The sequence below is a fragment of the Albidovulum salinarum genome (assembly GCF_025673475.1).
Classification (GTDB): Bacteria; Pseudomonadota; Alphaproteobacteria; order Rhodobacterales; family Rhodobacteraceae; genus Albidovulum; species Albidovulum salinarum.
Window position 1 is genome coordinate 15,173 of record NZ_JAOVQO010000006.1, and the last position, 12,663, is coordinate 27,835.

The 12,663-nt window shown below is 57.6% G+C and carries 7 protein-coding genes; 6 read left to right on the forward strand and 1 reads right to left on the reverse strand.

The genetic code is table 11. The features are described 5' to 3' along the window. Positions 1–140: 140 nt before the first annotated feature. From OEZ60_RS07385 to OEZ60_RS07410, 6 genes are all read left to right on the forward strand, one after another. Positions 141–2,891, forward strand: coding sequence for a type I restriction-modification system subunit M (locus tag OEZ60_RS07385; RefSeq protein ID WP_263334668.1), 2,751 nt, complete (start codon positions 141–143; stop codon positions 2,889–2,891). Continuing rightward, a complete protein-coding gene (locus OEZ60_RS07390) occupies positions 2,884–4,140 on the forward strand; it encodes a restriction endonuclease subunit S (protein ID WP_263334670.1) in 1,257 nt (418 codons plus the stop codon). Before OEZ60_RS07385 ends, OEZ60_RS07390 begins: the two co-directional genes overlap by 8 nt. Before the next feature lie 15 nt (positions 4,141–4,155). Then, positions 4,156–7,422 (forward strand): type I restriction endonuclease subunit R, encoded by a 3,267-nt coding sequence (locus OEZ60_RS07395; protein WP_263334672.1) that lies wholly within the window; start codon positions 4,156–4,158, stop codon positions 7,420–7,422. Then, on the forward strand, positions 7,422–8,174 hold the full coding sequence (locus tag OEZ60_RS07400; RefSeq protein WP_263334674.1) for a M48 family metallopeptidase: 753 nt from the start codon (positions 7,422–7,424) through the stop codon (positions 8,172–8,174). The genes OEZ60_RS07395 and OEZ60_RS07400 overlap by 1 nt, the downstream gene beginning before the upstream one ends. A 484-nt stretch (positions 8,175–8,658) precedes the next feature. After that, a complete protein-coding gene (locus OEZ60_RS07405) occupies positions 8,659–9,117 on the forward strand; it encodes a hypothetical protein (RefSeq protein WP_263334675.1) in 459 nt (152 codons plus the stop codon). 95 nt (positions 9,118–9,212) lie between these two features. Next, positions 9,213–10,952, forward strand: a complete 1,740-nt coding sequence (locus OEZ60_RS07410; RefSeq protein WP_263334677.1) for an NACHT domain-containing protein — start codon at positions 9,213–9,215, stop codon at positions 10,950–10,952. A 490-nt stretch (positions 10,953–11,442) separates the two neighbouring features. On the opposite strand, the gene OEZ60_RS07415 is transcribed toward OEZ60_RS07410, so the two are convergent. After that, positions 11,443–12,351 carry a hypothetical protein gene (locus tag OEZ60_RS07415; protein ID WP_263334679.1) on the reverse strand — a complete coding sequence of 303 codons (909 nt, stop codon included), beginning with the start codon at positions 12,349–12,351 and terminating at the stop codon, positions 11,443–11,445. Positions 12,352–12,663: the final 312 nt, after the last annotated feature.

The window sequence follows — 12,663 nt, forward strand, 5'->3', positions numbered from 1 at the left end:
GAGGATTGTTCGTCAATGGGACTGCAAAAGGACGGATGCCGAGGCGGGGCGTGCCTGCCCCCTTCGGGTCACGAAACGGGTATGACGCCCGTTATGATGAGGCTTGCGCGATTCATCGTTTTGGTCCTTGCTGCGAAGGCATGGATAGGGGGGTGCTACCGGCAACCGCAAGTCAGTTCGCCCGGCAATCGAGAGATTTTTTCGGCCGCCCCGATCACGCTTCGATTTTCGCAAGCGGCCACAGGTGGGTCATCGCCAACAAAGATTGGCCGCTGAGGCTGCGGCGGCGGGATTTTTCACATAAATCAAAGCGTTGCCAGAAAGACACGACCTCGGGCGCTTCGTGGGTTATAACGCTTGGTTCACGGATTGCCCTTTCCGTGAATCTACCGCAAGTTGCGATCAAAAGTGACGAGAAATACAACATGCCTTTGACCTTGGCTCAGCTCGAACGCCACCTGTTCAGCGCGGCGGATATCCTTCGTGGCAAAATGGATGCCTCGGAGTTCAAGGAGTACATTTTCGGAATGCTGTTCCTGAAACGGTGTTCGGATGTCTTTGAACAGGCTCGGCTCGAGGTCATCCAGAAACGCGTCGCCAATGGGGTCTCTCCCGAACAGGCTGCAGAGGATGCCGAAAACAAAGTCTGGTACGGCCGCAGCGGCACATTCTGGGTTCCTCCGCAGTCCCGCTTCAAGTTTCTCGTCGATGAAGCCCATGAAAACATTGGGGATAAGCTGAACAAGGCGCTGGGCGGCGTCGAGTCGGAGAACATCGCCCTTGAGGGCGTCCTCGACCACATCGACTTCACTCGGAAGGTTGGGCAGAGCAAGATCAGCGACCAAAAGCTACGCCAGCTGATCAACCATTTCGGTGAAATCCGCCTGCGGAACGAAGATTTCGAGTTTCCGGATCTGCTCGGAGCGGCCTACGAATATCTCATCGGGGAGTTCGCGGATTCCGCGGGCAAGAAGGGGGGCGAATTCTACACCCCGCGCTCCGTCGTCCGAATGATGGTCCGGCTTCTGAAACCCACCCTCGAACACGACATCTACGATCCCTGCTGTGGCTCGGGCGGTATGCTGATCGCAGCCAAGGAGTACATCGACGAGCACGGCCAGGACGGCCGCAAGGCCAATCTCTTTGGCCAAGAGAACGCGGGCACCGTCTGGTCCATCGCCAAGATGAACATGTTGCTGCATGGCATCAACAGCGCTGACCTGCGCAACGAGGATACCCTCGGCGAGCCGCAGCATGTCGAAAACGGCGAACTCCGTCGCTTTGACCGGATCCTGACCAATCCGCCGTTCTCGATCAACTGGGGCTCGAAGGACAAGGACAAGTCCGGCGAATACACCTGGCAGCCGAAGTTCCGCGAACGCTTCGTCCATGAGGTTCCGCTCGGCTCCAAGAAGGCCGACCTGATGTTCCTTCAGCATATGCTGCACGTCACGCGTGACGGCGGCATGATCGCCACCGTCATGCCCCACGGCGTGCTGTTCCGCGGCGGCGACGAGGGCAAGATCCGCCAGAAGATCATCGAGAGCGACCAGATCGAGGCGGTCATCGGCCTCGGCCCGCAGCTCTTCTACGGCACCGGCATTCCCGCCTGCGTCATCGTCCTGCGCCAGCGCGTCCACAACGGAGCAAACCTCGTTTCGGGCAAGCCCAAGGAACGCCAGGGCAAGGTGCTCTTCATCAATGCCGATCGCGAGTATTTCGAGGGTCGCGCGCAAAACCACCTGCTGCCCGAGCATATCGAAAAGATCGTCACCACTTTCGAGGAATACCGCGAGATCCCCGGCTTCTCGGCCATCGTCGACCTTAAGACGCTGAAAGAGAACGACTGGAACCTCAACATCCGCCGCTATGCCGACAACGCGCCGCCGCCCGAGCCGCATGACGTGCGCGCTCACCTGGTCGGTGGCATCCCGAAAGCCGAGGTTGCGGCCAAGTCCGACCTGTTCAAATCCCACGGGCTCGACCCCATGGATCTGTTCGTGCCGCGCGATGACCGCTACCTCGACTTCGCCTCTCACCTGACGGCCAAATCCGACCTGAAGGCGGCCATCGAGACCAACGCAGGCCTCCTTGCCCGCGAGGCGGAGATCAAGGACAGCTTCAACGACTGGTGGGCCGCGCATCAGGCGAATATCGTCGCCCTCGCTGGCGCCGACGAACCCGCCGCCCTTATTGCCCTGCGCGATGAACTCCTCTCCAGCTTCTCGAGCACACTTGAAAGTCTGGCCATGCTGGACCCGTTCACCGTGCGTGGGATCATCGCGCAGTTCTGGAACCAGTCGCGGTTCGACTTCCTCACCCTCATGGCGCGCGACACCAGGGGCGTGGTCGATGCCTGGCGCACCTCGATTGTCACCGCGCTGGAGGACAAGGGGAACAAGGAAAACCCGCTGGACCACAAGCTGGTCGCCTTCCTGATGGGCGGTTTCGTAACCGAGATCGCCGAGCTGGAGGCGCGCAAGACCGAGCTGGATGCCCAGATCAAGGCCGCGACCGCTACGCCCGAGGAAAGCGAGGAGGAAGAGGACGACGCCGAACCGGTGGACGAGGCGCAGGTCAAGCGCTGGAAGAAGGGTCTGACCGAGGTCAAGAAGACCCTCAAGGCCAAGAAGGACCAGTTCACCGACGAGATCAACAAGGATGTCGATGGGCTGTCACCCGAGGAGGCCGCCGAGCTGCTGCTGAAGATCCTGCATGACGACATGGAAAAGATCCTGACCCGCTACATCGCCGCACAGCGCGGGCAGATCGTGGCGGCGTTCGAGAACTGGTGGGACAAGTATCGCGTGACCCTGATCCAGATCGAGGGCGCACGGGCCGAGGCGACCGAGAAGCTGGCCGGTTTCCTGAAGGGGTTGGGGTATGTCTGAACCCGCGCAATTGCCGCTTCGTAGCCTTGCCGAGCTTGTCGAACCTGTCGACGACAAAATCGCGGTGAAAAAGAACCCTAACCGTCCATACGTTGGCCTGGAACATATCGGGCAACGTAACTCGCAACTGCTGGGATGGGCGCCATCCGAGGCATCTGTCAGTGTCAACTCGGTATTCGAGGAAGGTGACATCCTTTTCGGTAAGCTGCGCCCCAACCTTCGAAAATGTGTATCCGCGCCATTTGCGGGCTATTGCTCCACAGATATTCTGGTCTTGCGTGCTCGTGGCGGCAATGATCCCCGATTTGCGGCCCGTGTGTTTCAAACCGAAGCTGTTGGAGCGGAGGCCGAGCGCACCTCGATGGGCACAAAGATGCCGCGCACATCGTGGAAAGGCCTTTCGCATTTTTCCGTTCCCATTCCTGATCCGGAGCATCAATCCAAAATCGCCGAGATCCTCGACACGTTGGACGCGGCGATAAGGGGCACTGAGGCGGTGGTGGCGAAGCTGCGCGCGATGAAGCAGGGGCTGCTGCATGACCTGCTGACCCGCGGCATGGACGCCAACGGCGACCTCCGCCCCCCACAGCCCGAGGCCCCTCACCTCTACCACCAAACCCCACTCGGCTGGCTGCCGAAGGAGTGGGAAGAGACGGATGTCTTTGGTGTATCCACGACCGTGACCAGCGGATCGCGCGACTGGGCGCGATACTATTCCGAAGCGGGGGCCGTTTTCGTTCGCATCGGGAACCTGACGCGCGAGCACGTAAATCTACGGCTCGCGTCACTGATCTATGTAAGGCCTCCATCGAACGCTGACGGTCAGCGTACAAGTCTTGAAGAAGGCGACGTTCTGGTTTCGATCACTGCTGATCTGGGAATCGTGGGCGTCATCCCGGCCGAATTCGGCGAGGCCTACATCAATCAGCATGTTGCCCTGATCCGGCCAAACAAGAACCTGATCAGCTCAAGGTTCCTCGGTCACTTCTTGGCTTCACCTGTATCGCAGAACCATTTGTCGAAACTCAATGATGCGGGCGCGAAAGCAGGACTGAATTTGCCAACAATCCGCGGGCTGCCAGTCTTAAGACCTGATAGGTTCGAGCAAGACCAGATTGCCGAGCGGCTTGACGAGATCGACAGCCAGATCGAAAGCACACAGCTAGAAGCAGGCAAACTGAAGTCCTTGAAATCCGGCTTGATGGACGACCTGCTCACCGGCAGGACACCCGTCACCGCGCTTCTATAGCCGAAGGGTCTGCCCATGGGTCACGAGTATAACGACGTCGAAAAGCCCTTCATAGACCAATGTGTCGCCATGGGTTGGCAGGCGCAGACGGGAACCAAGGATGACCCCGCCCTGACCGGACGCACGAACTTCAAGGAGGTCATCGCCGAGGCCACCCTGCGCGACCGTCTGCGCGCCATCAACCCCGGCCCCGATGGCCAGCCATGGCTGGACGATGCGCGCCTGTCCGAGGCCGTCAACGCCCTGACCCGGCATGGCCAGCGGGGCCTGATGGAGGCAAACCAGGCGGTCACCGAACTACTGCTCAAGGGCCTGACGGTCGAGGGCCTGCCCGGCTGGGACGGCGGGCGCGGCCAGACCATCCGCTACATCGCCTGGGACGATGCGGGGGCCAACAGCTTCACTATCGCCAACCAGTTCCGCGTCGACTGCCCGCCCGGCCATGATGTGGGCAAGGGTTTCATCATCCCCGATGTGGTGATGATGGTGAACGGCATCCCTGTGGTGGTGGTCGAGGCGAAAAGCCCCGGCATCCCCGAACCGCTGGCCGAGGCGGTCAAGCAACTCCGCCGCTATCACAACGCCCGAAAGGCCGCTCTGGAGGTCGAGGAAAACGAAGGCGCGCCCGCGCTTTTTGCCTCGGTCCAGCTCTTGATCGCCACGAGCTTCGACCAGGCCCGCGTGGGCTGCATCGGCGCGGGGCTGGAATATTACGGCCAGTGGAAAACGGTGGTCGGCCCCGATGGCACAGGCTCCGAGGATGAGGCGGCGAAGGCGTTGGGCAAGAAGGGCCTGTCCGAGCAGGAGCGTCTTGTCGCCGGCATGCTGCGGCCGGCGCACCTTCTGGATATCCTGCGGCACTACTTGCTGTTCATGCAGGTGGGCGGCCAGACCATCAAGACCGTTTGCCGGTATCAGCAATACCGCGCCGTGAACCGCGCGCTGGAACGGCTGCGGACCGGCAAGACGCGGTCTCAGGACGGCGAATATGACCGCCGCGGCGGCATCGTCTGGCACACCCAAGGGTCGGGCAAGAGCCTGACCATGGTGTTCATGATCCGCAAGATGCGGACGGATCTGGCCCTGCGGAAGTTCAAGGTGATCATGGTCACCGACCGGCGCGATCTCCAGCGGCAGCTCTCCGAAACCGCAACCCTTTCGGGGGATGTGGTGGAGCTTGCAACGAGTGCCGGTTCGCTGAAGAAGCTCGCCAAGCGCAAGGGGCCGGGACTGATCTTTGCCACGATCCAGAAATACCGCACGGATGAGGATGTGGCCGAGGTCACGAAGGGGCCGGCCTTCGAGGTGCTGAACGAGGACGAGACGATCGTTGTGGTGGTGGACGAGGCGCACCGCACGCAGGCGGGTGACTTGCACGCAAACCTGCTGGCCGCGCTGCCGAATTGCGCCCGGATCGGCTTCACCGGCACACCGATCATCATGGGCGAGAAGAAGCGCACCACCCAGATATTTGGCGCGTTCATCGACCAATACACGATCAAGGAAGCCGAAGCCGATGGGGCCACTGTGCCCGTGCTTTACGAGGGACGGACCGCCGAAGGCGCGGTGAAGGACGGCGCGACGCTGGACGGGCTCTTCGAGGACATGTTCCGCGGTCGCACGGATGAAGAACTGGAAGCGATCCGAAAGAAGTACGCGACCAAGGGCAATATCCTCGAGGCGCCGGCGCTGATCGCCGAGAAGGCCCGCGACATGCTCCGACACTACGTGACCAACCTTCTGCCGAACGGCTACAAGGCCCAGGTAGTGGCCTACAGCCGTACTGCGGTCGTGCGATATCATGCTGCCTTTCTCAAAGCGCGGGATGAGCTGGTCGCAGAGGCCGCCGCGCTCTCGGATCACGACAAGGCGATGGACGATGAAGCGCTTTGTACAAAGCCGCCAAGGTTGCAGTCGTTGGTGCAGGCCTGGCGATACCGGGACACGCTGGATAAGCTCGAGTTTGCCGCCATCATGTCTGGCGGAAACAACGATGATGCGAGCTGGAAGCAGTGGACCGAAGGCTCAGTCCAGGAAACGCGGATCAAGAGGTTCAAGAAGCCCCTGTTCCACAAGGATCCAGCCAAGGCCGACCCGCTGGCTTTCCTGATCGTCAAATCGATGCTGCTGACCGGGTTCGACGCCCCGATCGAGGGCGTGATGTACCTGGACCGATCCATCCGCGAGGCCGAGCTCTTGCAGGCCATTGCGCGTGTGAACCGCACCGGCTTTGGGAAGACCTGCGGGATAGTCGTCGACTATTTCGGGGTGGCTCATCACCTGAAGGCCGCGCTCGCCGCCTACTCGGATGAAGACATAGATGGCGCGCTGGTCAGCCTGAATGATCAAGTCCCGGTTCTACGGGATCGGCATATACGTGTCGTCGACATTTTCCGCCGAGCAGGCCTTGATGAACTGTCCGATGACGAAGGCTGTCTGAATGTTCTGGCCACCGAGAAGGCGCGCGCTGAATTTACGGTGAAGCTTAAGGACTTTTTGAAATCATTGGAGATTGTGCTGCCGCGTCCTGAAGGTCTCCCCTTCGTCAAGGATGCCAAACGCCTTGCCTACATACATGCGCGCGCCCGCAACCGGTATCGGGATGTCATGGCTATCGGCTCGGACGTCGGCGCGAAGGTCCGGAAACTCATTGATGACCATGTGATCTCCCTCGGTATCGACCCGAAGATCCCGCCGGTGCAGCTGACCGATGCCGAATTCGATAACCAGGTTGGCCAAGCTTCACCTAGCCGCGCGAAGGCGTCCGAGATGGAGCACGCGATCCGCTCGCATATTCGAAAGAACCTCGAGACCGACCCGGTGCGCTTCAAGAAGATGTCGGAACGCCTGAACCAGATCCTCGACGGGTTCGGGCAGCAATGGGACCAGATCATCGAGCAGCTACAGGCGATAATCGATGAACTGCGTTCGCACTCGCAGCCGAACGATGTAACCACCGCTGACATCGCTGAGATCTACGTTCCCTTCCTTCGAACCGTTCTCGAAGCCTGCTCGGCGGACGACGAGACCTCTGCAGAACAGCTGCACACCATCCATCAGATGACCATGGAGGTCGTGGATCGCATCATTGAAGAAATCTGCGCCAACCGGTCCATCTGGAGCAGCTTCAAGATGGCTGATCAAGAAAACCTTCGATCGGAGATATTCGAAATCATCTTCGACAAACAATTGAAGGGGTTCAGTGTCGCCGATGCCGAGAGCCTGGCGGATCAGATCATGCACCAGGCGAAAGCCAACGATGACAAGCTAAGGGCTGCCTGATGCCAAGCTTACCTCTCTCTCCGATCAGGACAGGCGGCAAGCCGGCCCGCATCAGCGATCACAGGCTTGAGGTGGACGGCCTTACTTTCGAGGTTCATCGAAGCGATCGGCGAAAGACCCTTCAAATCACTGTGGAACGGTCTGGAGAACTGTCGATCGTTGCTCCTTCGCAAGTAACGGACCAGCATCTGATCGACTTTGTGGAAGAGAAGCTCCTCTGGATCCACACCAAGATCGAAGAGAAAGCCCGACTTCAAGAACGCGCTCCGGTCAAAGAATTCGTTGAAGGCGAAGGATTTCTGTATCTCGGGAAGAGCTATCGACTGCGCCTGGTAGAGAAACAGCTCGTCGACCTTTCTTTGAAGAACGGCCGCTTTTGCCTGCGGAGAAGTTCAATCCATCGTGGGCGGGACGCGTTCATTTCCTGGTACGCGAGGCGAGCCCAGCAGTGGTTTGAGAAACAAGTGACCGAGCATGCGACCCGTATGGGTGTCCAAGTCAAGGAGGTCAAAGTACAGGACCTTGGCTTCCGCTGGGGCTCGTTCGGTTCCGACGGGCGAATCTCGTTTCACTGGAAGGCCATCCTCCTTCCGCCTCGTATTGTGCAATACGTCATGGTCCACGAACTCGCGCACGCGCATCATCCTGATCACTCGTCGAGTTTCTGGATAAAGGTCGAGCAGCATCTTCCCGACTGGCGGTGGCGAAAGACCTGGCTGGCAGAGAATGGAATTCAGGTGGAGGGGCTGTAGGCTGAAATCAACGATAAACTGGAACCGCAGCCCTTGATTACACGAGGTCCGCAACTTACGAGCGTACTGGTGTATCGACGCAGCGAAGCGTCGGCCTCCCACTCCAAACAACCTGTTCGTTCCGATGCGGCATAGTGCAATTACTACAGAAGGGCGGAAAGCCGGCATTCGCGGCGCACGGCACGAGCGTCCGCAATGCTCGGGGAGCGAATACAATGGCAACAAACGCGGAGCGCGGGCGAAGCCGAGCCTCAAAACTTCACAGCCGAAGAACAGACCGAGAATCGCGTTCGTGACTCCGCGCGACTACGGATCGAAACGAGCGATCCTAATTCAAAGATAGAGAACTATAGCAACAGTTCGAGGCCCGCATGATGATCCTAGAAAAAGCCTTCAGTTTTCCGCTGCAAATATACTGAAGTGGTATGGCATGCTGGCCGCGACTTTCCGACGATAACGCCCTAATGAGGCACAGGGACCACAAATGAAGTTCAATTTTTCAGATAATTATGAGTTTGAGGCGTTTGTTAGAAAGATTGCGACGGAGTGTTGGGGAGCGACGGGCTATAACGGAGCTGTGGTTATCGATGACAAGGAACGCGATGGCGTCTTGGAAAACGAGCAGCACATTTACTGTCTGGAAATCACCACTGCGAAGAATGCTAAGCACACGGCCGACAGCTGTAAGAAGCTTGAGTCCCTTGTTCGCAAGCTCAGAGGGTTGCACCCTGACAAAGGTGTTACAGGCTGGTATATAACAAGATTTGAGCCAACTGGAGACCAAGGGGCAGTCCTTGCACAGTACAAGTCAATCATTAATCACCGAACTTATGATGCCTTCTACGCATCAATGATTGACGCAAAAGAGTATTTGATTGAGCGAGAGAAAAACCTTTTGGAAGCATTCGCGGTCCGGAAGATGGCAGATTCGATGCTAAACTAAGGTATACTCCGACGAAAATCTTAAACACAGTCACCGGGGATTACCTTCACACAGGAGCAATAGCTCGGCAACTTTCAAAATCTCCCCTTAGAGGGTTGCTCGTTGGTGAATATGGCGCGGGCAAGAGCATGGCGCTCAGGGATATTTTTCAGAAGTTATCTTTGCAATATAGACAGGGAGCGGATTCCCAATTTCCAGTGTACGTAAACCTTCGAGATCACGTGGAACAATATGATCCAGATGAATGTATTCGACGCCATGCATCCAGCGTCGGGTTAAAAAAGCCTGAGAATCTAATAAAGGCATGGCGATCTGGTTTAGTTTATCTGATTCTGGATGGATTTGATGAACTTGCGCCTCGGATTGCCACTGGCTCTCGAAAGCGAGCACAGGACCTCAGAAATTCAGCTATTAACTTGGTCCGCCGCCTGGTCGAAGAAACGCCCAAGGAGGGGAGTATTCTTCTTGCAGGAAGAAACAATTATTTCGATACAGACGCGGAACTACACGCTGCGGTCGGCGTTAATAGCGGTTGGAAGTTGTTTGAGATTCATGATTTGGACGATGATGACCTCGCTCGTTTCATTGCTGATCACGGATGGGAAGGTGGAGTTCCAGACTGGGTCCCTAAAAAACCTCTCTTGATCTCATACGTGAAACAGAATGATCTGATTGAGGGTTTGGAAGCCGATGCAGAGATGCGCATTTCAGACCCAGCATCAGGTTGGGACTATTTGGTAGACAAGATCTGCGAGCGTGAAGTCAGCCAGGTCTATATTGCGCTCGAACCGGGAGAGCTAAGGCAAATCTATAGTCGCCTCGCGACATTTGCTCGTCGCCGTTCGGATCGCAGAGGGCCCCTGGCCTTTGCGGATTGCCGCCGAGCATTTGTAGAAATTACAGGCGTCGAACCTGAAGAAAGGAGCGTCACAGCAATTCTTCGACTCCCTGGCCTCTCTGGAAGCTTGAACGGCGTCGAGGCTTCGGAGCTTGAAAGAGGGTCTCGTTTCTTTGTCGACCCTGACTTAGCTGACTGCCTCAGCGCTGGAGATGTGGAAGCTGCCATTCGCATGCCATACAACTACCAAGTAGCTACCCATGAAGGAATTGTGCATCCATTGGGAGAGCTAGGCCGAAGCGTTGTTTACAATCGCCTTGGCAACGCTAGGAATAGTAAATTAAGCGAGTCGCTCCGAGTATTTTCCCCTCAACATTCAGATGGCGCACGGAATCTCTGTGCAGATTTGATCAACGTAGCATTTTCAAGTTCCGCGAACATTTCAGGTGAGATATTTCTTTCTAATGTTTTTTCAACTGGCTTGACTATCGATGGTGGAGTAGATTTTTCTTCCTTCACGTTCGATTCCTGTGCCTTTGAGAGTGTGGTTATAGATGTAGTTGGCGAGCGAGACATGCCCGCGTTCCAAAACTGTCAGATGACGCGCGTGGTGGCTCCTGAGGTGATGCGAGATTATCTAATGCGTAGCATTGTACCGCACAACCAAATCGACAATGTTGAGATTGTCGACATAAGCTATGACACGCTCAGAAATGCTGGGGCCCCAGAAAACTACCTTGATCTGATCTCAATAATCGACAAGGTCTTCATACAATCAACGAGAGGTCGTCATCTTGGCGCAATGTATCGGGGCCGACCAGAGGATCGAAGAGGTCATATCAATAGTATTATAGACGCGATGATTAAAGAAAGCTGGATTAGCATGGCGCGACGAGGTGGCGCCGATATATTGGTGCCGAATATGTCTCGAGCGGCAGAGGCAAAAGCCATTATCGCACGCAAAGACTACGGTCACATTTTGGCAGTGGAAGATTAGATACTGGAGCGTTCTTAGGGATTCCGCAACGGACGCTTCTTAGCATTTCATTGAGGTGCCGTATTCTGGGCGTTTTGGCACACGCTTAGAAAATACTTCGTGCGGGAGTGATGGCGGAGCCGAGAAAAGGTTGGCCTTATTCTCGGGGCACCACGCGGCAACCATGTGCATCTGGCTAGAGAAAACGTCTAGAATGGGCTGGGACCAGCCCTTCTTAGGGGCCAGTGGGAGCGACGGCTCAGGGCCGGGCGTGTCAAAGCTTTCATATGGGCGTCCGTGCCGCCGCCTTTTCCGGCGCGCCAAAGCCCTACGGCGCATTTGGGGGTCTGTTGACCTAGCAGAGCGGCGCATGGCGAAAGAATAGGGGACAACAGTCCATGATCTGGCCGGAATGGCCTGCATCGATTGCCGAATCCCGATGAGGCCGACAACTCCGTTGATGTTGCATGCCAGCGCCTTCATCGTCACAACCCTGGCGCCCCTTGCTCGGTCAGTCGGATGGTTTAGCCTCAATCGTAGGCTCGATCACCCGAACGGTCTCGTTCACCTGACCCAGGCCGCGAATATGTGCTTTGCGCCAGCTTGACCCCCTTGCCGTCCGCATGTAGTGGCCCCGAACCCGATGAGCCCGACGTCGGGCGCCTCCTGAACCGCCCTCCTCGTCATCAACCGCCTTAAGGTGCAGTTGCCCCTGGGCGTTTACCCTGATCCTGGTTACGGTAGGTGAGGCCCCGGTGGAAAGCGCTCCCTCCCGCTCTAGCCGCCGCCGCTCCGGGCGCGAGAACATCGGCTCCTCATTCGCATCGAGTGGCCCACCCTTCGCGGCGATCAGGTGCATCGCCCCAACAGCGTTCAGAATCGTCCAGCCGGTCTGCGGGAACGCCTCAGCGAAGAACTGGCTAACCCTTTCATCTTGGCTTCCCTCGTAGCCGCTGATGAACCGGAGCGAGGTGAACGGATCAGCTCTCATATCGAGCTTTGCATCAGAGTCCACCGTCAGGAACAGCAGGGGCTCGATCAGCTGCTCACCGGCCGGCCGGTGAAGGGTGCAGACAAGAATCTTGCCGCCAACCTTCTGGATTAGAACACCAGATCCAATGTGCTTCCCTCCGACTTCCTCCCCGAACTCCATCCAGACCGAGTCAAAAGGCAGCGGGGCATCGAGGAGCAGTGGGCCAAAATCCTCGACCAAGTTTACGCCGGACTGCACGGTAGCGACAAGGTCAAGCGCGGCGGGTTCGATGACGAACGGGATCGCTCGATACGCAAGGTCACGGACCATCTTAACCCGCTGGAAACGCTCCTCCCGCGCATCGCCGCGTAGCTTCATTAACAACGAGTCCGATGTCGGGTCTGCCAGATGCCTGTCGTAGATTTCTCTAACTATTTTGAGAAGCACGGATTCACCCCATAAGCTTGCAGTATCGCGGTCAGGCGCGACGGGACCAAGATACGCTCTACAGCTTCTCGACCAGCTCCCGCCAGGCGTCCCACTCCCACTGGCCTAGTGTGTCGCATGCCGCAAACCGTAAGTCATTCTGATTTCGGAACGCCTCGAACTGAGGCTGGATGACGCGCACGCCTTCCGTGAGGCTCTGCGGACATGCGGGGTTCGCGATCCCGGGGAATGGCCAGTCTGGTGAAGCTGCGCCGCAGCGGTTGACGACGTGGCGAAGGTCCCGAATGGGCCGAAAGGTGTCTTCGCTTCGCA

Coding starts and splice junctions, on each gene's coding strand:
- OEZ60_RS07390 (WP_263334670.1), top strand. CDS start 2,884: ATGTCTGAACCCGCGCAATTGCCGCTTCGTAGCCTTGCCGAGCTTGTC.
- OEZ60_RS07400 (WP_263334674.1), top strand. CDS start 7,422: ATGCCAAGCTTACCTCTCTCTCCGATCAGGACAGGCGGCAAGCCGGCC.
- OEZ60_RS07395 (WP_263334672.1), top strand. CDS start 4,156: ATGGGTCACGAGTATAACGACGTCGAAAAGCCCTTCATAGACCAATGT.
- OEZ60_RS07405 (WP_263334675.1), top strand. CDS start 8,659: ATGAAGTTCAATTTTTCAGATAATTATGAGTTTGAGGCGTTTGTTAGA.
- OEZ60_RS07385 (WP_263334668.1), top strand. CDS start 141: ATGGATAGGGGGGTGCTACCGGCAACCGCAAGTCAGTTCGCCCGGCAA.